Origin of the sequence: Caballeronia sp. LZ035 (genome assembly GCF_031451175.1) — a bacterium.
Taxonomy (GTDB): Bacteria; Pseudomonadota; Gammaproteobacteria; order Burkholderiales; family Burkholderiaceae; genus Caballeronia.
On record NZ_JARUXS010000004.1, the window covers coordinates 594,373 to 617,450 of the forward strand.

Here is a 23,078-nt window from a genome sequence, read left to right on the forward strand (position 1 = left end):
CATGGGACTCTTCTCGTTCGGCAAGAAAGACGACTCCGGTCGCGACGCATATTCGGACTCCGGACGCGGTTCGCGTCACACCGTCCGCACGGAACGCCGCACGCGCAGGTCCGAGCGCACCGACGCCGACGCCATGATGCTCGACCCCACGCTGCCGGAAAAGCAGCGCGCGCGCCGCAGGCTGGTAGGCGCCATCGCGCTGGTGCTGGCGGCGGTCATCGTCCTGCCGATGGTGCTCGACTCCCGCCCGAAGCCCGTCACCGACGACATTTCCATCGACATTCCCAATCGCCCCGCGCCGGCCATGAAGCCGTCGCGCGACGCGAACGACGCCGACACGCAAGCCGGCGTGGCCCACGACGGCCCGGCGAACGCGTCGGGTAGTGTCACCGGCGGCATGACGCCGCCGCAGGCTGCGTCGTCGTCTGCAGCGGCGGTGGCGCAAGCCAAGCCGGACACCAAGGAAGCGCCCAAGCCTGAAGCGAAGCCGCAGGCATCGAAGCCCGCCGCAACCGCTACTCAGGCCGCCAAGACTCCGGCGGTCAAGCCCTCCGAAGACGCCAACGCGACCACTGCGGCCAACGCCGCCGCGAGCGCCCCGAACACGCCGGCCTCGCCGGCCGGCAGCCGCTTCGTGCTGCAGATCGGCCAGTTCGACGACGAAACCGCCGCTCAGAACTGGGTCAACAAGTTGAAGTCCGCGGGCGTGCCCGCATATCTCGAACATCGCAAGCAATCGGACGGCTCGACCCGCTCGCTGCTGCGCGCCGGACCGTTTGCGGATCGCGCGGCGGCGCAGGCGGCGCTGGTCAAGGTGCGCCAGGCCGGTCTCGGCGGCGGCACCCGGTCGACATCGAACTAAGCGCGTCCGATGTTCACCGCTTTCGACTATGGCGTGATGGCCGTGATCGGCCTGTCCGCTCTGCGCGGCATGTGGCGCGGTCTGCTGGCCGAGGCGTTCGGGCTGGTCGGGTGGATTGCCGCCATCCTGATCGCGGGGCGTTGTGTCGGGTTTGTCGTTCCGTACATTCCGGACACCTGGCCGGGCGGCGCGCTCACGCAATGGCTGGTGGCGTTCGTGTTGGTGGTGGCGGCGGTGTTGTTGCTGTCGAGCGTGCTGTCCGCACTGCTGACGCGCATCACGGAAGTTACCGGCCTGCGCGGCGTGGACCGCTCGCTGGGTTTGCTTTTCGGCCTCGTCAGAGGCGCACTATTGGTAGTGATCCTGGTCGCCCTGGCGGGCTTGACCGAACTACCCGAGAAAGATTTCTGGCGCAACGCGCTGCTGAGGCCGACGGCCGAGCAGGGCGTGCGTGAACTGAAACTGCTGCTCCCCGATACGCTCGCCGCGTATGTGCACGTCGCCCCCGCTGTTGGCTCCAGCGGCCTGGCGCCAAACGCCGCACAATAGACGAACGGCCGGCTACATGGGGCGCGCGACGGCTCGAAGTCCCACTTCGACCCGGTCTGGGCGGCTTCGTGCAGCCGGACGCGTGAATGCGTCCGCTGGACCAGCAACGCCTTCTCTACCGTTTCGACTCTTTGAAGGACCATGCCATGTGCGGCATCGTAGGTGTAGTTTCGCAAAACCCCGTCAACCAGCTGATCTATGACAGCCTGCTCCTGCTGCAACATCGCGGCCAGGACGCGGCGGGGATTGCCACGGCGGACGGCAACAACTTCCACATGCACAAGGCCAACGGCATGGTGCGCGACGTGTTCCGCACGCGCAACATGCGCAGCCTGCCGGGCAACGTCGGCATCGGCCAGGTGCGTTATCCGACCGCCGGTTCCGCGGCGAGCGAGGAAGAAGCGCAGCCGTTCTACGTGAATGCGCCGTTCGGGATCATCCTCGCGCACAACGGCAATCTGACGAACTGGCCGCAGTTGAAGGACGAGATGTTCCGCATCGACCGCCGGCACATCAACACCGCATCCGACACCGAAGTCCTGCTCAACGTATTTGCCCACGAACTGCAGCTCGCCAGCTCGGGCCTGCAGCTCGATGCCGCCGCGCTGTGGAAGGCCGTGGCCGGCGTGCATCGGCGCGTGAAGGGCTCGTATGCGATCGTGTCGCTGATCGCGGGCTACGGCCTCGTGGCGTTCCGCGATCCGTTCGGCATTCGTCCGCTGGTGCTCGGCAAGCTGGAAACGACGACGGGCGTCGAATGGATGGTGGCGTCGGAATCGGTGGCGATCGAAGGCATTGGTTTCGAATTCGTGCGTGACGTGGAACCGGGCGAAGCGATCTTCGTCGACAGCGACGGCAACCTGCACAGCCATCAGTGCGCCGAGAAGCCCGCGCTGAATCCGTGCATCTTCGAACTCGTGTATCTCGCGCGTCCGGATTCGTGCCTCGACGGCGTGCCGGTCTACAACGCGCGCCTGCGCATGGGCGATTACCTCGCCGAGAAGATCAAGCGCGTGCTGCCGGACGTGGCCATCGACGTCGTCATGCCGATTCCCGATTCCTCGCGTCCCGCCGCGATGCAGGTCGCCGCGAAACTGGGCGTCGAGTATCGCGAGGGCTTCTTCAAGAATCGCTACGTGGGCCGCACCTTCATCATGCCGGGCCAGGCGGTGCGCAAGAAGTCGGTGCGCCAGAAGCTCAATGCGATGGGCATCGAGTTCAAGGGCAAGAACGTGCTGATCGTCGATGATTCGATCGTGCGCGGCACGACGTCCCACGAGATCGTGCAGATGGCGCGTGACGCGGGCGCAAACAAGGTGATCTTCGCATCGGCGGCGCCGCCGGTGAAGTTCCCGAATGTGTACGGCATCGACATGCCGACGCGCGGCGAACTCGTGGCCCACGGCCGCACGGATGAGGAAGTGGCGCGCATGATCGGCGCGGACTATCTCGTGTATCAGGACGTGGAAGACCTGAAGAACGCGATCCGTGACATCAATCCGGAGCTGAAGGACTTCGAGGCGTCGTGCTTCGACGGCAACTACATCACCGGCGACGTGACGACCGATTATCTCGATCGCATCGAGTCGGCGCGTCTTGCTCCGCAATCGCAGTCGGATCGCGATGCCGCGAGCGAAGCGATGGATGGCGGCATGGCGCGCTCGCAGTTGCATTTGCAACTATCGGTCGAATAGCGCGACTTCGGCGTGTTTGTACAAGCCCGCTTCGTCTGTGAGGACAAGCGGGCTTTTTTGCGTCCTAGGGGAACGTGAAGACGTTTGGTACGCGATCAATGCGTACGTATGCCGCCCGCACGCCATTGCCCCGGCGCCATGCCGAAACGTTTCGTGAAGGCATGCGTGAACGTACTTTGATCGGCGAAACCGCAATCGAGCGCGATGTCCATGAGCGCGGCGTGAGGATCGGCAAGCCGTGTCAGCGCGGTATCGAGGCGCAAGCGTTGCAGGTAGCGATGCGGCGTCTCGCCGAAGGCATCGTTGAACAACTGGTGGAAGCGCCGCATGCCGAAACCGCAATGCGCCGCGAGATCGGCGATGCGCAGCGGCTCGGCAAGATGCCGGCGCAGCCACGCGTCGATGCGCGCGAAATCGAGGCCTTGCGAAGGGAACGCGGCATGACCGGCATCGTGCATGAGCGCGCCGCACAGATGCGCGGCCGCGTGCCACGCAAAGCGCTGACACTCACTCGATTGATTGCCGCTCGCGCCTTGCGCGAACCCGGCGACGAGTCGCGTGATGGAAGGGTGAAGCGTGATGCAACGCGCCTGCTCGAAGAAGCGCTCGGGCACGGCAAGCGACGTCAGGGGAAGATCGAGCACGAGCTGGCGGTTGTCGCCAACGGCCCAGTAATCGTGACGCGCACCCGCCGGGATGATCCACGCGCCACTTCGGTCGATACGCGCGCCGCGGCCGTCCACGGCCATGTCCATCGATCCCTCCACGCCCAGCACGATCTGATGGAAGTCGTGGACCTCGGACGCCTGCGTCGCGGCATAGCGGCGCAGCGCGACGGCGGGACGGGGCCGCGGCGCGTTCACGCGGGCCCGGCTTAGACGTCGAGCAGTTCGACTTCGAACACGAGCGTGGCGTTCGGCGGAATCACGCCGCCCGCGCCGCGCGCACCGTAGCCGAGTTGCGGCGGAATGGTGAGACGGCGCACGCCGCCGACCTTCATGCCCTGGACGCCTTCGTCCCAGCCGCGAATCACCATGCCGCCGCCCAGCACGAAGGCGAACGGGTCGTTGCGGTCCTTGCTCGAATCGAACTTCTGGCCATCCGTGAGCCAGCCCGTGTAATGCACGCTGACCGTCTTGCCAGCGACAGCTTCGGCGCCTTCGCCGACGGTGAGATCTTCGTATTTGAGACCGGAATCGGTCGTGACAGTCGACATGGTTGCTCCCAGGTTGTCGGTGGTCGAAACCGCCATTGTAAAACGCCGCCGGAAGCAGGCGGCGCGTGAACCTCATGGGTTGAAGGATTGAACGTCTTCAGAGATGCCGGCCACGCGGCCCGAAGCGCGAGCCGATGCGCGGCCCGAGTTCCGGCGCGACATGCCGGCCAATCGAGGTGCCGATGTTCGCGCCCAGTTGCGCGTCTTCCATGGCCGTGGCGGCGGCATCGTCGCCTCGCTGTTGCTTCGCGAGCTTGAGCGCACGCACCCGGACATAGGCCATCGCGACCAAAGTCCATGGCGCGAGATACGCGAACTCGGGCACGGAGACCATCATCATCGTCCAGGTGGCGACGCAGCACTGCCGCAGCGCCATGCCGCGCGCGTCCCAATCGAGCTTGAATGCCGGATAGAGCATCAGCCCGCTGATGAAGATCGTGCCGACAATGCCGGTGTTGACCATCAGCGTCGAGAACAGGTCGGTCGAGCGCACGTAGCCGAAGCCGATGCCGAACAGCTGGTTCATCGGCGACCCGTGGTACCAGAGGCGCATCGACTCGACGAACAGCAGCGCCCGGTCGGAACCCGACTCGTCCTTCTGTTCGAGCTTGTTCGTGACCATCTGCTTGAAGAGATCGGCGATGTAGTCCTGCGCGATATACGCGATCACGCACAGCACGAACAGCCCGATGAGCGCCTTGACCGGGTTGATGCCGAGCTTGCGCATGCGGATCAGCGCGAACACCGCATAGCCGATCAGCACGGTGGACGAGGTGCTCATCAGCAGCGAGATGCCGAGGATCCACACCGGCCAGCGCACCCGTGAGGTGGCGTTGAAATACACCCAGAACGGGAACATGGACATGGCGTACATCGAGGGTTCGCCGGTCAGCGCCTTGAGGCGCTGGAAGCGCAAGCCGCCGATGTCCATCTGCTGGAACGAACTGCCGTTCACCGTGCCGTCCGAGCGCACGATGCCCTTGCCGAACTGGTCGCCGAAGGCACGGTTGGAGATGAAGTCGCCCGGCTGGCCCGTGATGACGAAGTACGCGACCTCGAACATGCCATAGAGCGCGAAGAGGGTGACGGCGGCGAGCAGCCACTGGTCCCAGGTGGGCTTGTAGTAGTGGTACACGTAGCCCGCGTAGAGCACGACGGCCGCCACATAGACCGACTGCGTGAACATGCTCTTGCGCAGGATGAAGGTGAAGGGATCGGTATCCTCGACCAGTACGATCCGGGAGAAGTCAGGATCGTAGGGGGCCATGACATCCGCCACCTGCGTGGTGCAGAGCATCAAGAGCCACACCACGAGCGCCGCGCCCACGAAGTGCATCCAGCTCTTGCGCGCCCGGCCGCCGAACAGCAGCACGAGCGGTACCGAGAGGAAGCACATCATGTAGCCGATGGTCGTGCCCTGGATGGACGGGACGAGCAGAAACGACGTCACCGGCATCGCGAAGGCCCAGATCCGGTAGTAGAGGTCGGTTAGCGCCGCTTTTTCTTTCATCGTCGAATGGTTATGCCCGCGTGGAACGGGCTTCCTTGAAATTCAGTGAACCGATCGGAACCGGCGCGCTGCTTGCAGCTTCGTTTTCGGGTGCATGGTTCGGCTGTTCGTCGACGGAGCCGAGCCAGTGATGCGAACTCAACGACTTCAAGCGGGTTTCGATGCCCGCTTCACGCAGCGAGATGTAGCCGCTGATGGCCAGCAGCGCCATCACGAGAACCAGTAGGGCGCGCAACGGCGTTCGCCTGCGGGCGGCTTTCACGACGCGTGGCTGCTGCGTCGCATTCGCCGGCGCGGGCAACCGCGGGACGAAGGCGCGCTCCGGCAGCCGATGAAAGTCGCAATGCGGACAGACCGGCACATCGGCGCCCACCGGCCTGCGACAACGCGGACACTGCTTGAGCCGATGCCTGAAGGAAAAACGCGCGCCCATAGGTTCACCTTGTGCGTACTCTTCCCCGATCAGGTCGGCTGCGCGCCGGACGTCGGCATCCGCGCCGCAACCCCTACAACCTTTTGTCGCCCTACAACTTGAAACGCCGCGTGACATGTCACGCGGCGCTGTGTTCGACATCAGAATGCAGACGTCAGTTCTGTGTCTTGAAGGTGCTCGTATAAGCCGCCGCATAACCATAAGTGCGGCGATTGCTCGGACGGCGCGGGATTGCGTTGAATACCGAACCCACGAGCCTGCCGCCCGCGCGCTGCACCTTCTTCACGGTCTCTTCGATCTCTTCCTCGCTCTGGATGCCCGAGCGCAACACGAGCACCGTGGAGCCCGCATCGCTCGCCACGATCGCCGCGTCGGTGACGACGAGGAACGGCGGCGTATCCACCAGCACGAGATCGAACTGATCGCTCATGCGTGCAAGCGTATCGCGGAAGCCGGGCATCATCAGCAGCTCGGACGGATTCTCCGGATAACCGCCGCACGACAGGAAGGACAGCCCCGGCACGCCGACATAGCGCAGCGCGTCGGCGAGTTCCATTTCGCCCTTCAGGACTTCGGAGAGCCCGCCCGGATTCGACTGCTTGAAGAACGAGGCGATATGACCACGACGCATGTCGGCGTCGATCAGCAACACGCGCAGACCGATTTCCGCGAGCAGCACGGCCAGGTTCGTCGCGACGAAGCTCTTGCCTGCCGAAGGAATCGGGCCGGTCAGCATCACGATGTTGTTCGGCGCGTTGGCGAGGTCGCGATAGAGGTCTGTACGCACCGCGCGCAGGGCTTCCACGGCCGGATCGTGCGGATAACGCGAAGCAAGCACGCGGGCGTCGCGAGATTCAGGCACGTGCGGCATTGCGAATGCGTCATGCCGCGGCGCCTCGGTGTAGGCCAGCGCCTTGGGCGCGGCATGCCCTTGCGCGCCCGCATAGGTGAGCGGCGCATGCTCGACCGGCGACACTGCAATCTCGTGATCCAGCATTGCCTGCTGGCGGCTGTACAGCACTTCGCCCAGCACCGGCACGGACAGGCGGCGTTCCACGAACATCGGATCCGTGACGCCGATCATCGCGTGACGACGCAGGAAGATGAAGAACGTGCCGATGAAGAAGCCCAGGCCCGTGCCCGCGAGAATCACCAGCGGCTTGTTCGGCTTCACCGGACGATACGGACGCAGTGCGTTATCGACGATATGCGCGCCGCCGCTCGTGCTCGCGCGGCGCACCGAGAGTTCCTCGGACTTGTTGACCATGCCCATGTAGATGGTCTCGGCCACGCGCGCATCACGCGTGAGTTCCGCGTTCTGGCGCTCGGAGGCCGGCATGCTGTCGAAGCGCGACTGGATCTGCTGGTTCGACGACTCGAGCTGCGCGATCTGCTGGTCCAGGTTCTGCACCTGCGGGCTGCTCGGCTGGAAACGTTGCAGCATCTGCGTGCGTTGCAGCTTGAGCGTGGCGAGTTGCTGCATCGACACGATACTGCCTTGCAAATAGGCTTGCGCTTCGTTGATCGGCTGGACCGATTGCGACTTCGCGCGGTAGGCGCTCAGGTTGCCTTCGGCTTTCTTCAGATCGGATTCGAGACGCGGCAGTTCTCCGCGGATGAATTCGAGCGTCTTCGTATCGTTCGCCTGACGCGCCTGCACGGCGGCGCCGAGATACGCCTGGGCCAGCGCGTTGGCGACGTCGGCGGTGAGTTGCGGATCGTCGGCGTTGAAGGTGATCTGCACGACGCCCGTATCTTTCGACGATTCCGCGACCTTCATCGTCTTCTTCATCAGCGCGATGGCGTCGAGCGTGTTGAGACGGGTCACGTCGAAATGCACGCCCGGGTGGCCCACGACATGATTGACGAGCATCGATACGCCGTTCGCCGCTGCGGGACGACCCACCGTGCCATGCAGGATCACTTCGCCGTCCGGATCGCGCAGCTCGTATTGATTGTTGTCGAGGAGAACGAAGTCGAGCTTCTGGTCTTCGAGCGCGGGCGGAACATCGAGGCGACCGATCTGCAGGTCTTCACCGCCCCATGCGTACGAATCGAGCCCGAACCATGCCGGTGCAAGATGCCCCTTCTTGGCGAACATGTTGGCAAGCTGGCCGAGGATCGGGAAGGTGTTGGCCTTCACCCGCACATCGAAGTGAAACTGCTTGACGACCGGCTCGAGCACCGAGCGGCTCTGCATCACCGAGATCTCGGCGGGCGCGATCTGGTTGACGGTCTGACCTTGCTGCTGCATCTGCTGCTGGTTTTGCGGGGCGATGCCGAGCGCGTTCGGATCCGGCGGATCGACCCGCACGACTACGTCCGATGAATAGATGGGCTTGGCAAGAAATGCGTACGCGGACGCGAGCGCAGCCGCGACTCCGACGAACAGGAGCAGCATGCCGAGGTGATCGCGCAGTAGCCGGAGCATGTCGCCGGCGGTGAATTCACCGTCTTCCTTGCCGTGCCGCGAAGATGCTGAGTTGACATAGAGGGTGTTCAAAGGCGCCGTCCTCAGTTCGATAAGTTGAGCAGTTATTCCCGGACCATTGAAAAAGCGAAGATCCGCGCGGCATGTCCGCGTTGCGACTTACGTTGTTGTTGATCCGGCGCATGGCCGTTGGAACTTCAAGACCAGAGACGCGAGAGGCAGGTAGAACGAGCGAAGCGCGTGGCGCTTCTGGTTCGCATTGACGGAACGCGTGGGCCCGTCGGAGTACGATCGCTGGTGAGTGGAAGCACACTTCGTGCCTCGACCCGTGCCCGCCGACTCGTGCGCGTCACCGCACCTTCATTGCGACGATTCGCTTGCGCAACGATACAAAAGGCCTTGAAGCAATTAGCGTCAAAGCCATCTTCCTGTCAGGAGGTGAGCGCGTCTGTTAAGTAGCGAACGTTCGATGCCCTGCAAGGTCGGGAACGCCACTTGCGCACGGGCCGTTTTGCGCGATAATCGGCGGTTCTGCGGCCGCCGTATTTGTAGCATCAAAGCGTTAAAAATTTAAGGCATCGGGTTGGATTTGATGAAATCGCGCACGGTGTTGAAGCGAGGCTTGCGCGTTTTTCCATCGTCTGCAATTACGCCGTAGTTGCCATCGCCGCCATAGCGCTGATCGTCATAGAGCTCGTAGAGCGTCACGTTCTGAACATTGTAGGTCTTCGCAAGCGACACGAAACCCTTCAATGCATCCTTGCCCACGAGATAGCCGCCCGGATCCTGATGATTCGGACGCACGCCGTACTCGGTGATCCAGATGGGCTTGCCATAGCTGTCGCGCAGGCGCTCCAGCACGTTGACCTTGTTCTGGCCCGCCGCCGTGATCGAACCCATGTTCGAATACCAGTGCCACGCGGTGATGTCCCACTGCGGGATGGGATGACCGCTCGATCCGTCCGGCTGCGTGCCGGCGAACAGCATGTCCGTGAAGCCATAGTGAAGCCAGCTGAACGATGTCAGCAGGATCTTCGCATCCGGATTGCTCTCACGAATGCCTTTGATGAGCCCGAGAATCGAACCGCGCGCCTTCATGAACATCGCGTTGTCATAGTCGGACGGATGCTCGCCGCTGCGGTCGGCGCCCCTGATGGTCCAGTTGTCGTACTCGTTGCCCACCTGATAGTACGTAACCACCCCTTTGAGCACGCGGCCCGCGGTCTTGCCGAGCGCATAGGCGCGTTCGTACGTCTCCTGCTCGTTCGCGCGCTTCTCCTGTTCGAAGGGCGTGACGAGCGCGAGCACGCCGATGCATTGCTTGGCGGCCGCGCGGGCGAAATCCGCGACCATGTTCGCGCTGCCTTCGCTGGAGACATCCTGGGCGTACATCGTGATGCCCAGATCACGCAGTTGCGAAATCTGCAGATCGTAATCGCTCATGCGATACGCGCCGCGATGTTCGAGATGACCTGCAATGCCATAAAACACGCCGGTTGTCCCCTTGCCGCACGCGAGCTTTGGCGCGGGCGGCTCGGCTGCTTCGGCATCGGCGATGATCGAGCGATTGCTGTGATGCGCATCGTGCGAGCCGCTGCGCGAGGACATCAGGAGGGCCGCACACGACAGTGCGCCCAATACGGAGACGGCGACCAGGAAGGTACGCATCGGCGTTGACCTCTGAAAAGGTGCGCGCGGTTACTTGGCCAGCACGTCGGAATGGTTGGGCGCGGAATGAGCGCCTGCATCGCGCGGGGCGCTGGTGGGCAGCAGCACCTGTTGCGCTTGCGCGTCGAAAGCTTCGCGCGAAAAACGACGCCTGAATTCGGCGCGCAACGATGTCATGGAGAAATCGCGCGCCGCGAACAGACGCTGTACAAAGGCTTCGCGGTCGTCGGCGGGGAACAGCAGTGCGTCGGGCAGATAGGAATCGAGGCCCGAGACCCGCGATACGACGATCGGCCGCTCCGCAAGCACGGCCTCGATCATCACGAGCGGCACGCCTTCATACGCCGAAGGCAACACCAGGGCATCGCTTGCGATGATATAGGGCAGCACGTCCTTTTGCGGTCCGACCATGCGCACGCATGCGGACAGCGCGGGACTGGCCGCGATGCGCTCGCGCAGGCGCGCGTCATCCGGTCCTTCTCCGACGATCAGCACGAGCGTATGACTGAAAGCCTTCGCGTTACGCTCGATGGCCTCCATGAAGAAGTCCTGACGCTTCTGCTGGAAATTCAAGCGGCCTATCTGCGCGACGATGGTCGTGCCATCGTCAGGCAGTCCGAGCGTGGCGCGCGCGGCTTCCTTCGAGAGCGTCGAACGGCTGAAACGGTCGTCGACGTAATTCTCCAGGATCATCGTGCGCGCTTTGGGCGCGAGCGAGCGCAGCTTGTCGCGCAGATGCTCGTTGAGCGTCACGTATTCGTCCGGCATGCGATACAGCACGCGTTTCACGAGCCACTTGACCTGTTCCGCGCGGCCGGCCTTCACGGGCGCGTCATCCACCAGCGGCAGATAGCTTACCGCCGTCGTGCGTGCACGGCGCGCGGCGATCAGCCCCGCGAGCCCTGAAGCGATCGTGCCTTGCGCGATCATCAGCTTGTCGAGACGCAGCGTGCGCAACGTGGCCGCGGTCGAGCGGATCATGCGCAGCAGCGCGAAGACGTTGCCGCGAATGGACTCAGCCGTGTAGGACAGGGCGATGACCTTGACCTTCGGATGCTGGGCGGCGAGTTCGCGCACATGACGCGACAGTGCTTCGTTCGCAGCCGGCACGAGGACGTGCAGGGTGTCGACCTGCGCGCTCGCAACCAGCGCGAGCATGAAACGCTTCAGCATTTCCTCATGGCCGCCGTTGACGCCCGAGTCGCAATAGATTCCCAACTTCACCGGCTTTCTCCCTTGCAGCGCGCGTGCGCCCGTCATTGCGGCGTGTCGATGTACTGCTTGAGCAGACGCGCGCTCTCCGTCCAGCGGAAACGTTCGGCATGCGCGAGACCACGCTGGCGCAATTCTTCGCTCAGCGCGGGCGAGTCGAGCAGTTCACGCAACTTGCCCGCGATGTCGTCGACGGAATAGGGATCGCAGTACACCGACGCATCGCCGCAGGTTTCCGGCAGGGCCGCGGCGCGTCCGACGAGCGTCGGGCAGCCGTTGCGCATGGCTTCGAGCGGTGGAATGCCGAAGCCTTCATAGATCGACGGATAGAGAAAACACGCGGCATGCTGATACAGCGCCCGGAGTTGTTCGTCGCTCACGTAGCCCGCCTGCTTGATGTTGGGCGCGCTGGACAGGTCCTGGGCCTTGCCGAAGATCGTGGCGTTCTTCATGCCGACGATCACGAGATCGATCGACGGATCGTTCAGGCGCATGAACGCCTCGACCAGCCGCTTGAAATTCTTGGTCGGGTTCATGCTGCTCACGGCGAGCACGTAACGGTTCTTCGTGAGCTTGAGCTCGTCGAGCACCGACGTATCCGGCGTGATGTGATCAAGATGATCCGCCGCGAGCGGCACGATGCCGATGCGCTCGGCAGGCACGCCCACATGATGCGCCAGGCGGTCGCGCGAGAACTTCGAATTGGTCAGCACGCAGCTCGAGGTGCGCGCGAGGATCCAGAACATCACGTGATACCAGGTGCGAAACTTCCACGAGAAATGCGACGGGGTATCGAACACCGCGGCATCGTGCATGTAGATGATCTGGTTCGCGCGAAAGATCGAGCCGGAATTCGAAAGGTTCACGATGCGCGAGCGTCCTGCGAACAGCGGCAACACGAGCTGCTCCCAGAAGACGCCCTTGCCGAAGCCAAGCTTGACCGTCTCGACGCCATCCACGGGATCGAGACCCGGTTGCGGCGGCACGGCGAGCGTGACATGCGAACCCTGCGGCAGTTGTCCAAGCGCCGCGACGAGTTCGCGCGCGACGCGCTGGACGCCGGTGGTTTTCTGGCTCGTGAAGCGCCCGTTATAGACAAGCTTGTTCGTAGCGATGGAAGTGTCCATGGAAGAGGCGTCAGAACTGGGAGTCGGAGCTGGTTTCATACGAGGCTGCCTCTTTCGAGGCGAGCTCGCGCGTGGGCCGGTCGGAGCCAAGCTGATAGACCGAGAGCCACTGGCGGAAGATCGTGTCCATCGAGAAACGCTTGCTTGCGGATTCCCTCGATGCAGCACCCATGCGGGCGCGCAATGCGGGGTCGTCGCGCAGCATGGCAATGTACTTGGCCATGTCCTCAACGCTCGTTGCGACGAAGCCGGTCACGCCATGTTGCACGACATCGCGATTGCCGACCACATCGGTCACGACGGCGGGAATGCCCGCAACCTGCGCTTCGATCAGCGCGATCGGCATGCCTTCCCAGCGTGAAGTCTGCACGTAGATGTCGAGTTCGGAAGTCAGCTCGAGCGCGCGTTCGCGCGTCACCCAGCCGCTGCACGTGACCGCGCCGCTCTTCATTTGACCCGGCAGCTCCTCGAGATTGCCGCCAATCCACAGGAACTTGACGGACGGGCCGCTCAAGTCGCTGGCAAGCTTCACGAATGCCTGATGGTTCTTCTGATAGGAAGCGCGACCGCTCATGCCGACCACGACATCGCCAGGATTGCGCTCGATGCGCGGCGGAATCTCGGGAACATTCACACCGTTCTCGATCATGCGCGCCTCGCGCGCGCCCATGCGGGTTTCGATCTCGCTCAGCTCGCTTTTCGAACACGCGACGATGGTGCCGCCCATGCGTGCAGCAATGCGTTCGAAGCTCAGATAAGCGAATTGCTTGACAGGCGACACATCGCGACGCAGGAACGCAAGGCCATGTGGCGAGTAGAACACGCGGGCACGGGGCGCGGCGATGCGGGCGGCGGCGCGGCCCAGCACGCCCGCCTTCGACGAATGCAGATGCACCACCGAAGGATCGAGCTCCTTGAGCTTGCGCACCAGGCTCCACAAGCTGGTCCAGTCGTTCTTGACGCTCACTTCGCGGAACATGCTGACGTAAGTAAGCTTGACTGCCGGATGAAAGAGCTTGGAAAAGTTAATCGGTGTTTCCTGCCGAATCGAATGAAGGATCGTTACGCCGACTCCAGCGGCCGCTGCGCGATTGGAAAGCTGCGTCAGCATTGACAGAACTCCGCCTCCGAAAGCCTCGGTTATATGGACGATCTCTTTCATATTGAACTCATCGTTTGTCGTGTCGCCGAGTGCCCGCGGCGACCACATGAGAAGGAAGCGGCCTAATCGTTATCAGTTAAGGACATCACACTTTCAAGCGCGCCGAATGCATGCGAGATGGGAGGGCGCCTGCCCACCTCGAAGAGCACATTAAAGAATCCGGTAATGTGCGCGTTGGAGTACTAATGGAGCGCAAAACAAACCGCTCCATCCCTGCCGCGCGCTCCGACCCAAGCATTACTCGTTCCTCGCGACTGTTTCCACGAGGAACCCCCGTCAAGCTTGCTTCCCAAGCCTGGATTCCAGAAGCATTCGTCCGGCTCGCACTGGCACGGAAGACACTCCGATACCGGTCTTTGCGAACATTGCTCCGCGTCGCGCCGATAGGGCGCAGGTCGATCGTCTGACTACGACCACCTGTTGCGAGACGTAAAGCCCGATTGATCAATCATATTTTTGACTTCTCCAAGCCGTGCCTTTCGGAACGGCTTGAGCACTTTCCTTGAGCCCGTGCTCAGGACCCATCAAACCAAAGCCTTACTCTGCTGATATGACTGTTTCATTACTCACTGCGTCACCGCTATTTGGCGGTAGACGAATTGTGCTGAGCCATCACCGCTTCACAAACCTGCAGAAGCATGCGCAGATCCTTGAGCGGCACTGCGACCGATTGCATGCGCAGGCTCTGCGCCTGGTCCACCAGCTTCTGCACACGTTCGATGGACGTATCCTCTGATTCCATGTCGGACCGCTCACTTAATTAATTAACTGTTCGTACCAATACGATATCGGACTCGACTCGCTCTGGTCCGTGCGCTGCTCCACATACAAGCATGCAACTTTTGGAGTAGGCCGCTATCGAACGCGCGGCGCCGCACCAACGCCGCGCACCGATTCTTCATCAAGGGGCAGTCATTCACGCGGCTGGTTCACAAGGCCTTCATCAACCTGCACGACACCCTTGCTGCTTTTATAGCACGCACCTGTTACGCCTTTACGTGCGCTCGACCGTGTAACTCCGCGGCTTAGGAGAGGCAGGTCACATAACGCGATTACGTGCCCGATCCCGCGCCTTCGGTGATGGGCCGGCGCAGGAACGGCACCTTCTCGAGATGCAGCGTCAGGGCCATCGCGCCTGCCACACAGGTCTCGACGATCAGCACCGTGGCCGCTGCGCCCTGCTCGCCGAAGAGCTTCGCCAGCACGGCAAGCAAGGCGAAATTCAGGACCGCCGAACCAATCAGCACACGGCTGAAATGGCTCTTCATGCCGAGCGGAAGCATCGTCTGAACGCCGAAGAGATCAGAGAGCCCGGCCATGAGCGGCACGAACGCCATCCAGCGCAGCACTTCTACCGTAGGCAAGAACTGCGGACCATACAAGAGCTTTACTGCAAGCGGAGCGGCGAAGAAGATGCACAGCGAGATCAGCGAGACAATCGACCCTTGCAATACGAACATCTTGCGCAAGAACGCGAACGCATCATCCTTGGCATGGTGCATGAGGAAGCTGATACGCGGATAAGCGGCGGTCTTGAGCGGCTGGAGCATATTCAATGCCGCGCGGATCAGTTTGTCGCCTGCAGCGAAGTAGCCTGCCGCCACATTGCCCGAGATGAATGTCAACAACACGATGTTGCTCGATGCGTAGATGTCCACCAGCGACGTCGCGATAAACACGCTCCAGCCTTCCTTCAGACGTTCCAGGATGGTCCTGAACGACACGCTGACGAAATCCAGTTCACGTCGAAAATACAAATAAATGCAAATTGCGACGCCTGACAAAAGTGGGACGAGCGCATTCACGGCCATCGCGATATACACGTCGTCGTGCTGGCGCACGAACAAATACATCGCGGGAATGCTGAGCGCGCGGCCCACGAACACGAAGCCGCTCAACATCCCCAGATCTTCGATGCCCTGGAAGTACCACGTCGGGATCAGCATCGCGCCGATGGCCTGGCCGTAGCCTAGCAACAGCAGTTCGCGGTTCTCTTCGAGATAGGGAATGGCGGAAGTCAGCACGACCAGGACGATCAGGCCGGCGACAGCCAGCGCAGCCTGCGTGAGGATCGTTTCCCAGAAGACCTGCGAACGCAACGCACGGTCTCCGCGATTGATGGACACCTTGGGCGTGGCAGTGAGAGAGAAGCTGTAATTCGTGAGTGAAATGAAATATGCGGTAAATGCCAGGCCGAACGAAAGGCGTCCATATTCGCTTGGCCCCAGCACGCGTGCGAGCCACGGCAAGGTCAAGAGCGGTGCAAGGTAGGTCGATACCTGCAGCGTCATCAAAATCGTAAAGTTCTTCTTGAATGAAGCCATTGAACGGTTTTCCCGGCTTGGAGCTGTGCGTGATCTTGATGACTGAGGGGCAAAGATCGCAAACGTCTTGCGTTTGCGCCTGAGCGGTGGGCCTAAACATGACAGTGCCACAAGCGAATAGTTTCGCTTGTAGGCCGCGCCGTCAATGCGGCATGCGGAGAAAGCTGTCTGCATACCCGGGCGCCGCCCGGGTCGAGTGAACGGATGCTGCGCACAACGCACCGGTTCCGGGCACCCTATAGCCCGATGACGGCGACACTTGTACTACCGTATGCATTTGACAGGTCGCGGCCGCAATCATCAGTGGGTTGGCCCACGCAATGCAGGATTCGCAACGCTTTTGAGCGATTGAAAATCCGGCATAACCCTGTTAGGGCGCAGGCAAGAAACGAGCACGGGCTGCACGCTTCCGCTCAGGCGAAGGCACCGTCTCTTGCGCGTTGCACGGCGCATGCCGGCGGTTCATCCGCTGCCACGTCCGTGCGTGCAATGACGCGGGATTGCATGCCGATGAAGCGGCGCACCACATTGCGCGTGATCTGATCGACGATCACACGGCTCTCCGCTTCCGGGTCCATCAGCACGCGCGGCCAGTCGGTCGTGCCGCCGTTGAAGACGAGGCCTTGTCGCGGGCCTCCGTTGCGATCGGGCTGGAACACGCCCATCGCGCCGACGCCGCCCATGTCCCATCCGGTCAATCGCACCGTGTCCGCGAGCGTCACGAAGCCATTCGGCTCGGGCGGCACGCCATCGACTTCATAGCCCACGAGGCGGTCTTGCGCGCCGAAGGTCTGTCCATTGACGAGACCCGTACCCGCGAAGATCCAGTGGTCCGCTTGCCGCACGGTGTAGCCGATCGCCTCGCGTTCGCGCTTGATCCAGCCGCCGCGCAAACGCTTCCACACGCCGTACTTGCCGCCGCCATAAGCGTAGCTCAGACCAATCAGACTGGATTCGTCATAACCCGGCCACTTCTCGCCGAGCCGGTTCATCACCGTATAGTCGCCTTCGATCGGCGCGTCGCCAAAGTCGATCGGACGGAAGCAGGTATTGCCACTGAAGATGGCGAGATTGCCGCCTTGCGCGATGAACCGCGCCACGCGCTCGCGCATCTGCGTCGACCAGTATTCGTGATGCCCGACGCTCAGCATGCAGCGATAGTTCTCGAGCTTCAGATCCGTGCCGCGATGCAGGTCGTGATCGGTATAGAAGTCGCACGCAATGCCTTCCGCGCGCAGCCAGCGAATGAACTTCGCATCCCAGTGCGTGAACTGTTGACGCGGCGAGCGCGGATCATAAGGATCGGTCGGCTCGCCGAGTTGCGCACCGAGTCCGCCGCCCGGACGCTGAACGCTCACTGTGGTCTGCGGCTGCGTGCGGTGGATCGGGTCGCCGTAGTAACAGCCGCCGCCCATCGAGTTATAGGCGTGGTATGTGTTGATCGGCACGATATAGGCGATCTCCGCCGACGGCTTGCGTGGCCGCGCGATGATGAGCGCCATGCTGTCGGAGGCGGGCGGTCCTGCGAAGATCGGCTTGTGCGCGGCGGCGCGCCGGCCCAGTTCGTCGAGCGGCTCGCCGTTCGCGCCCACTTCGTAGGCGATCGCAACGTATGCGCCGCTCTCGATGTCGTCGGCATTCGGACGGATCGAAATGGTCGGCCAGTTCCAGTCCTCATCGTGACGCGGACGCCCCGCGCGTCCCGGCGATTGAAAGACGTATTTGCCGTTCTGCAACTGTGCCTGCACGGCGCCGCCCGGCTGCACGGCGATGCCGCCCATGCTGGTCAGCGTTTCGTCATTGCCCTGGTGATAGATCGCGACAGAAAAACGCGAACCCGGCTGCACCGCGAGTTCGAACGACTCGCCCGCGGTGAAGCCGGGCCTCTTCGGGTAGATCTGCATGCTGAAGGCCCCTTACGACATTTTTATCATTGTTGACTGCCCGCGGACGGACGCCCGCGCAGATTGGCGGACGGCACGGCGCGCGCCGGCGCGGCAGGCGGACGCAGTTCGAGTCCGAGCACCCGCTTGACCATGCGCTTGGCCTGGAACCAGCGGCGATCCGCGACGATCTTCTTGTGAAACAACAACTCACCGGGCGTATCCCGCCGATTCACCGCGAACGCGCGATAGTGCGCGGCCGTGGCTTCGACGGTCCGGATGGCTTCGGCGAACGCGCTTGCATCGACACGGGCCGCCTGATGGCACGCGTACGAGAAGACCTTGTGGAACATCGCGAGCCAGAAGGCATCGAGCGGGCCGCCATTGCAGCGTTCCATGGTTTCTTCGGCGCAGATCGTGAGCGACGTGACCGTAAAGGGCGTTGCCCGCGTCGTGATGCTGCCGGCGCGGCGGCGATAGAAGTAGAGGTTGTCGGCGAGACGGAACAGCGTGCTGGCGCGCGCATAGACGAGCGGAATGGCCGCGGCGTCCTCGTACACGCGGCCCGCGGGAAACTCGATGCCGTCCCACAGCGCGCGCCGGTACACGCGCGCGGCCGGGAACACTTGATAGACGCGGGCGAAGTCCAGCAGCGCATCGAGATTGCATGGACGCGTGCCGACCGTCGCGGGATCGATCAATTGAACCTTGTCGATCACCTTGCCTGCCGAATTGATGATCCCGACATTGAACTCGATGATGTCGGCAACGTTCTGGTCCAGCAACGGCATGATCTTCTGCGTGAAGTCCTCGGACCAGACATCGTCCGAATCGAGGAAGCCGATGTACGGCGACGTCGCTTCGGCGATCGCGCGATTGCGCGCGGCGGACACGCCGCGGTTCTCCTGATGGATCACGCGGATGTGGCGGCCCAGCTCCGTACGCTGCACCTCGAGAATGCGTTCGAGCGTGTGATCGGTTGAACCGTCGTCGATGACGATGAGCTCGATCTCCTCCGAGCGCGGCTGCGAGAGCGCGGACGCCAGCGAGGCAGCGATGAAATGCTCCACGTTATACGCGGGGATGATCACCGACAGCAGGGTCTTGCGAGTACCGTTGTGGACGCGTGTCATAGCTCGTGTCACCGGTTAGTGTTGGTATTGAGGCCACCGTGGCAGAGGCCGGTTCATGCGCGCCGGCTGTCCAATGCGTCATTGGTCAGGTGGAATCCTATAGGCAGTTGTAAGCCGGGAATGTTCGCGTACGCACGCATGGAAATTAGCCGTTGCCGGTTTGTTTTTTTATTTGCGCGCCGGCGCCTATTTGAAAGCGGGCGCTAAGCCGGTTGAATCGAGTAGGCTGGTCCAAATCAGTGCATATCAATCATCGATACGGGCAATGCCACGCCCCTATTGCGTTTGCGGGCACCGCTTAACTTCTGACTGCGCGCTTTGATTAAATGCGGAGTGCGGCTATATCAGAACGGATAACCCGAGAATTTGTAACGCGTGTTTAAGAAAATGCAAGGAGAGTAACGCCGCTTTATGCCAGGAGCGAAACGTGCTGCGAGCTCAAAACGCTCGCATCTTACGGACTGGAAGCTTGTTCGTCAGATCCGATGAAGCGCCGAACTTGAACGCGTGTAACGTTTGCGCGTCGGCTTCAGGCGGGAAACGGGCGCGGAGGGCGACAGCATGCACGGAAGGCACTCACATATAATGACTTGCAGAATCCATTCATGAGGGCCGTCTGCCTGCATGATCCGCAGGTCTTCACCGTCGTTGCGAAGCGTTGCCTTCCCTTGACATCAACCGCACTAGCCCAACAGCAAGGACCCTAACCGTGACAACGTCTTTTTCCAGTACGGTCGAAACGGGCGGCGCCCGGACCTTCGACGCGGCCGTTGCAGGAAACGACGGCGTGCTGGTGCTCGACGCCGCTCAGCGGTGCCTGTCGGCCGACGCCGTCTTTGCTCATCTCTTCGATCTCGATTCCGCTTCATTGAACGGCCGTACGCTGGCGGAAACGCCGTTGCCCGGTCCGCTTGCAACCGTGCTCGGCGAAACCGCCGACGCCGCGCTGGCCGGCAACGGCACGCGCCGCGCGCAGGTGAGCATCGGCGCGGACGCTGCAACGCGTTCCTTTGCGATCATCGCGCTGCCGGGCCAGGATTGCGTCACGCTGATCGTGTCGCCGTCAGCGTCCGAACGCGCTGAAGAACATCTCGATCGTGTGGCGCATCTGCGCGCCGAGGCCGCGCTCTTCATGCGCGACCATGTGCTGTCCATCGTGTCGCACGACTTGCGCGGTCCGCTGAACGCCATCCACAGCTGGGGTTATGTACTCGAGCGCAAGGTCGACGCAAACGATCCCGCCGCGCAACGTGCGCTCGCCGGCATTCGCTCGGGCGTCGAGCAGCAGGTGAAGCTGATCGAGCAATCCGTCGATACCACGCGCGCCGAGACCAAGGCCTTGCAGGTCGCGGTGGCGCCGGTCGCGTTGCGTCCGCTGCTGGAGCAAAGCGCGGCGCTGGCGCGTGCGAGTGTGGCAAATGCGCGCGGCGTGAGCATCGAACTCGACACGCCGCTCGCCGAAGAACAAGTGGAAGGCGACGCAGAGCGCCTTCTGCAAACGCTCTGGCTGATGCTGGCGTTCGCCGCCGAGGCGGGCCCGGCCGGCGCGACCGTACGGGCGGCCAGCAATATCGAAGGCAGCATGTGGCGCACTGATGTCCGCTTCACCGCGTCCGCGCAGGCGCTCAGCGACACGGCGTCCCCGCATGTGCTCGAAGCGTTCGCGCGCCGGCAGGCGCTGGAACCGCGTGAAGGCGGGCGCATCGCGTGGGGGCTCGCGCTGTGCAAGCGCGTGTCCGAGGCGCATGGCGGCGGTTTCGAGCAGAGCGACATCGCGGACAACGCCGAGGTCACGTTGTCGGTGCGCATTCCTGTCGCAGGGATGTGAATTTACTTTCGATTTGCTGTCGCCTCTATACTGACGCTTTCCACTTTCGAAGAGAGTTGCCTTGGCTCAGGTCGTTGCGCTGATCGGCGCATTGTTGCTCGTCGCGTTGAATGGTTTCTTCGTCGCGGCGGAGTTCGGGCTCGTCAAACTGCGGCCCACGCGCGTCAAGGCAATCGCGCGGACCAACGGCCTGCCGGGCCGTCTGCTCGCGAAGGTTCACGGGCAGCTCGACGCCTATCTGTCCGCCTGCCAGCTCGGCATCACGCTGGCTTCCCTCGGTCTCGGCTGGATCGGCGAACCGGCATTCGCGACCTTGCTGCATCCGCTCTTCGCGCTGATCGGCGTGGAGTCGGAAAAGCTCATCGAATCCATCTCGCTGTTCTTCGCCTTCACGGTCATCTCGTTCCTGCATATCGTGGTGGGCGAGCTTGCGCCGAAGTCGTGGGCCATCCGCCGCTCGGAACAAGTGGGGCTGTGGCTCGCCATGCCGCTGTACGGCTTCTACTGGCTGATGTATCCGTTCATCTGGGTGCTGAATTCGAGCGCTAACTTCGTGTTGCGCCTCTTCGGCATGTCGGAGGAACACGGTCACGACACGCATTACTCCACGGATGAACTCAAGCTGATCCTGCGCGGCCGGCGTCACGGCGGCGCGTCCTCCTATAACGAGGACGAGTGGAACACCATCGCGCACTCGCTCGATTTCAGCCGCATGACCGTGTCCGACCTGATGCGCCCCGCGCACGAACTGGTCGGCCTGCGTAACGACTTGCCGACGCGCGATAACCTTGCCGTGATCTCGCGGCATCGTTTCTCGCGTTATCCGCTGTACGCGGATGCATCGGGTGAACGCGTGATCGGCATGATTCATTTAAAGGATTTGCTGCTCGCGGGTGACGGACAAGGACGCGGCTTCAACTTCCATCTCACGAAGAGTGCCGAGAAGCTCGATCAACTCGCCCGTCATGTGCGGCCGGTGCAATACGTGGCGCCGAACCTCTCGGCGCTCGAACTGTTCCGCCGCTTCCGCAAGGGCGCGCCGCATCTGGCTATCGTGGGGCGCAAGGGCGCGAAGCCGATCGGCTTCATCACGCTCGACAACCTGCTCGGCGCGCTCGTGGGTCAGATCCACGACGAGTTCCGTCAAGGCGATGCGGACTGGTCACGCATGGACGACGGCACACTGATGGGCAAGGGCAGTTTGCCTGTGGTGTCGCTGGAACGGGCGCTGGGCATCGATATCGATGAAGGCCGTGCCGAATCGGTCGGTGGCCTCGTGATCAATGCGCTGGGCGATCTGCCGAGCGAAGGGCAGCGTGTGGAGTTCGAACAGTTCGATATCGTGGTGAAGAAGATGAAGGGACCGCGTATCGTGCTGGTGCGGGTCTATCCACGAGAAGAAGCGCTCGAAGAAACGGAGTGAGTGGGCGCTGATCGGTTTCGATTGGCGCAACAGCGCATCCGCTGCTGAATCAAATAACATTGCGATTAAAAAGTTATACCGGTTGATAAGTCGATCAACCGGTTGACGACTGCCGCAAAGCAGAACTTTTCCGTCAGATGCTTGCTTGCGCAATGTCGATTAGTGTCGCGGGCTAAGCCGTGCGACCGGGTCCGGGTACGATAACAATGAATAACACTCCGGCCCATGGCGCACAGTCTTGCGCGATCCAACACGAATCGCTCACCACGAAGTGTTTATCGATCAACACTCGCAGACATATGGCATGTTCGTGTTCGATGGTCCACCGCGGGAAGCACGACCGTCGGCGGCGTTTGTCAACGCGAACGCTCGGGGATGGAACAGTACGGGAGAGGAGGTGGGCGTCGGCATTTCACGCCTTCTGAGAGCAGAGCGGACCCTTGCGGAGGGAGTGCGCGCCACCGTCGCACGAATAGCTCGTGCTGAATGACATCCGGGCTGATCCGCCGAGATTCGAGGATTTCACAACCCGCGTCGCGCAGTCGAAACCCGGTGAGCCGCTGCTGTGGAAGTGAATTCAAGGGAGAGCCGTCAGCATGAGCGGCGCGATGCCTCGGCCGGCA

At 62.4% G+C, this 23,078-nt stretch carries 18 protein-coding genes; 5 read left to right on the forward strand and 13 right to left on the reverse strand.

Annotated features, from left to right (window positions below; translation table 11 throughout):
- The first annotated feature begins 1 nt into the window (after position 1).
- The 3 genes from QCE88_RS33085 (at position 2) to purF (ending at position 3,105) form a co-directional block, all read left to right on the forward strand.
- Positions 2-862 carry an SPOR domain-containing protein gene (locus tag QCE88_RS33085; protein WP_309909559.1) on the forward strand — a complete coding sequence of 287 codons (861 nt, stop codon included), beginning with the start codon at positions 2-4 and terminating at the stop codon, positions 860-862.
- Positions 863-871: 9 nt separating this feature from the next.
- Positions 872-1,411 carry a CvpA family protein gene (locus tag QCE88_RS33090; RefSeq protein ID WP_309909560.1) on the forward strand — a complete coding sequence of 180 codons (540 nt, stop codon included), beginning with the start codon at positions 872-874 and terminating at the stop codon, positions 1,409-1,411.
- A 146-nt stretch (positions 1,412-1,557) separates the two neighbouring features.
- Complete coding sequence (purF, locus tag QCE88_RS33095) at positions 1,558-3,105, forward strand: amidophosphoribosyltransferase (protein ID WP_309909561.1); 1,548 nt, start codon at positions 1,558-1,560, stop codon at positions 3,103-3,105.
- Between the two features lie 95 nt (positions 3,106-3,200).
- On the opposite strand, the gene QCE88_RS33100 is transcribed toward purF, so the two are convergent.
- From QCE88_RS33100 to QCE88_RS33160, 13 genes are all read right to left on the reverse strand, one after another.
- Positions 3,201-3,968, reverse strand: coding sequence for an AraC family transcriptional regulator (locus tag QCE88_RS33100; protein WP_309909562.1), 768 nt, complete (start codon positions 3,966-3,968; stop codon positions 3,201-3,203).
- Between the two features lie 11 nt (positions 3,969-3,979).
- Entirely contained in the window at positions 3,980-4,321 is a 342-nt protein-coding gene (locus QCE88_RS33105) for an FKBP-type peptidyl-prolyl cis-trans isomerase (protein WP_309821126.1), read from the reverse strand.
- A 97-nt stretch (positions 4,322-4,418) separates the two neighbouring features.
- Positions 4,419-5,831 (reverse strand): hypothetical protein, encoded by a 1,413-nt coding sequence (locus tag QCE88_RS33110; protein ID WP_309909564.1) that lies wholly within the window; start codon positions 5,829-5,831, stop codon positions 4,419-4,421.
- 10 nt (positions 5,832-5,841) lie between these two features.
- Positions 5,842-6,066 carry a hypothetical protein gene (locus QCE88_RS33115; RefSeq protein ID WP_309909565.1) on the reverse strand — a complete coding sequence of 75 codons (225 nt, stop codon included), beginning with the start codon at positions 6,064-6,066 and terminating at the stop codon, positions 5,842-5,844.
- A 352-nt stretch (positions 6,067-6,418) separates the two neighbouring features.
- The gene (locus QCE88_RS33120; RefSeq protein ID WP_309909566.1) at positions 6,419-8,767 is read right to left on the reverse strand and encodes a polysaccharide biosynthesis tyrosine autokinase; all 2,349 of its coding nucleotides are present in this window, start codon (positions 8,765-8,767) and stop codon (positions 6,419-6,421) included.
- 498 nt (positions 8,768-9,265) lie between these two features.
- Positions 9,266-10,363 carry a glycosyl hydrolase gene (locus QCE88_RS33125; RefSeq protein WP_309909567.1) on the reverse strand — a complete coding sequence of 366 codons (1,098 nt, stop codon included), beginning with the start codon at positions 10,361-10,363 and terminating at the stop codon, positions 9,266-9,268.
- Positions 10,364-10,393: 30 nt separating this feature from the next.
- The gene (locus tag QCE88_RS33130; RefSeq protein ID WP_309909568.1) at positions 10,394-11,587 is read right to left on the reverse strand and encodes a glycosyltransferase; all 1,194 of its coding nucleotides are present in this window, start codon (positions 11,585-11,587) and stop codon (positions 10,394-10,396) included.
- 32 nt (positions 11,588-11,619) lie between these two features.
- Positions 11,620-12,702: a glycosyltransferase family 1 protein gene (locus QCE88_RS33135; protein WP_309909569.1), complete on the reverse strand. Its 1,083-nt coding sequence runs from the start codon at positions 12,700-12,702 to the stop codon at positions 11,620-11,622.
- Positions 12,703-12,712: 10 nt separating this feature from the next.
- Positions 12,713-13,864, reverse strand: a complete 1,152-nt coding sequence (locus tag QCE88_RS33140) for a glycosyltransferase (protein ID WP_309909571.1) — start codon at positions 13,862-13,864, stop codon at positions 12,713-12,715.
- Between the two features lie 580 nt (positions 13,865-14,444).
- A complete protein-coding gene (locus tag QCE88_RS33145) occupies positions 14,445-14,606 on the reverse strand; it encodes a hypothetical protein (RefSeq protein ID WP_309909572.1) in 162 nt (53 codons plus the stop codon).
- 310 nt (positions 14,607-14,916) lie between these two features.
- Positions 14,917-16,188: a flippase gene (locus QCE88_RS33150; protein WP_309910995.1), complete on the reverse strand. Its 1,272-nt coding sequence runs from the start codon at positions 16,186-16,188 to the stop codon at positions 14,917-14,919.
- A gap of 413 nt (positions 16,189-16,601) precedes the next feature.
- A complete protein-coding gene (locus QCE88_RS33155) occupies positions 16,602-18,092 on the reverse strand; it encodes a N,N-dimethylformamidase beta subunit family domain-containing protein (RefSeq protein WP_309909573.1) in 1,491 nt (496 codons plus the stop codon).
- A gap of 26 nt (positions 18,093-18,118) precedes the next feature.
- A complete protein-coding gene (locus QCE88_RS33160; RefSeq protein ID WP_309909574.1) occupies positions 18,119-19,204 on the reverse strand; it encodes a glycosyltransferase family 2 protein in 1,086 nt (361 codons plus the stop codon).
- A gap of 709 nt (positions 19,205-19,913) precedes the next feature.
- Here QCE88_RS33160 and QCE88_RS33165 point away from each other — a divergent pair.
- Positions 19,914-21,032 (forward strand): HAMP domain-containing sensor histidine kinase, encoded by a 1,119-nt coding sequence (locus QCE88_RS33165; RefSeq protein WP_309909576.1) that lies wholly within the window; start codon positions 19,914-19,916, stop codon positions 21,030-21,032.
- A 61-nt stretch (positions 21,033-21,093) separates the two neighbouring features.
- The gene (locus QCE88_RS33170; RefSeq protein ID WP_309909579.1) at positions 21,094-22,455 is read left to right on the forward strand and encodes a hemolysin family protein; all 1,362 of its coding nucleotides are present in this window, start codon (positions 21,094-21,096) and stop codon (positions 22,453-22,455) included.
- The last annotated feature ends 623 nt before the right edge of the window (positions 22,456-23,078 follow it).

Coding starts and splice junctions, on each gene's coding strand:
- QCE88_RS33085 (WP_309909559.1), top strand. CDS start 2: ATGGGACTCTTCTCGTTCGGCAAGAAAGACGACTCCGGTCGCGACGCA.
- QCE88_RS33090 (WP_309909560.1), top strand. CDS start 872: ATGTTCACCGCTTTCGACTATGGCGTGATGGCCGTGATCGGCCTGTCC.
- purF (WP_309909561.1), top strand. CDS start 1,558: ATGTGCGGCATCGTAGGTGTAGTTTCGCAAAACCCCGTCAACCAGCTG.
- QCE88_RS33105 (WP_309821126.1), bottom strand. CDS start 4,321: ATGTCGACTGTCACGACCGATTCCGGTCTCAAATACGAAGATCTCACC.
- QCE88_RS33110 (WP_309909564.1), bottom strand. CDS start 5,831: ATGAAAGAAAAAGCGGCGCTAACCGACCTCTACTACCGGATCTGGGCC.
- QCE88_RS33125 (WP_309909567.1), bottom strand. CDS start 10,363: ATGCGTACCTTCCTGGTCGCCGTCTCCGTATTGGGCGCACTGTCGTGT.
- QCE88_RS33135 (WP_309909569.1), bottom strand. CDS start 12,702: ATGGACACTTCCATCGCTACGAACAAGCTTGTCTATAACGGGCGCTTC.
- QCE88_RS33140 (WP_309909571.1), bottom strand. CDS start 13,864: ATGAAAGAGATCGTCCATATAACCGAGGCTTTCGGAGGCGGAGTTCTG.
- QCE88_RS33145 (WP_309909572.1), bottom strand. CDS start 14,606: ATGGAATCAGAGGATACGTCCATCGAACGTGTGCAGAAGCTGGTGGAC.
- QCE88_RS33150 (WP_309910995.1), bottom strand. CDS start 16,188: ATGGCTTCATTCAAGAAGAACTTTACGATTTTGATGACGCTGCAGGTA.
- QCE88_RS33155 (WP_309909573.1), bottom strand. CDS start 18,092: ATGCAGATCTACCCGAAGAGGCCCGGCTTCACCGCGGGCGAGTCGTTC.
- QCE88_RS33160 (WP_309909574.1), bottom strand. CDS start 19,204: ATGACACGCGTCCACAACGGTACTCGCAAGACCCTGCTGTCGGTGATC.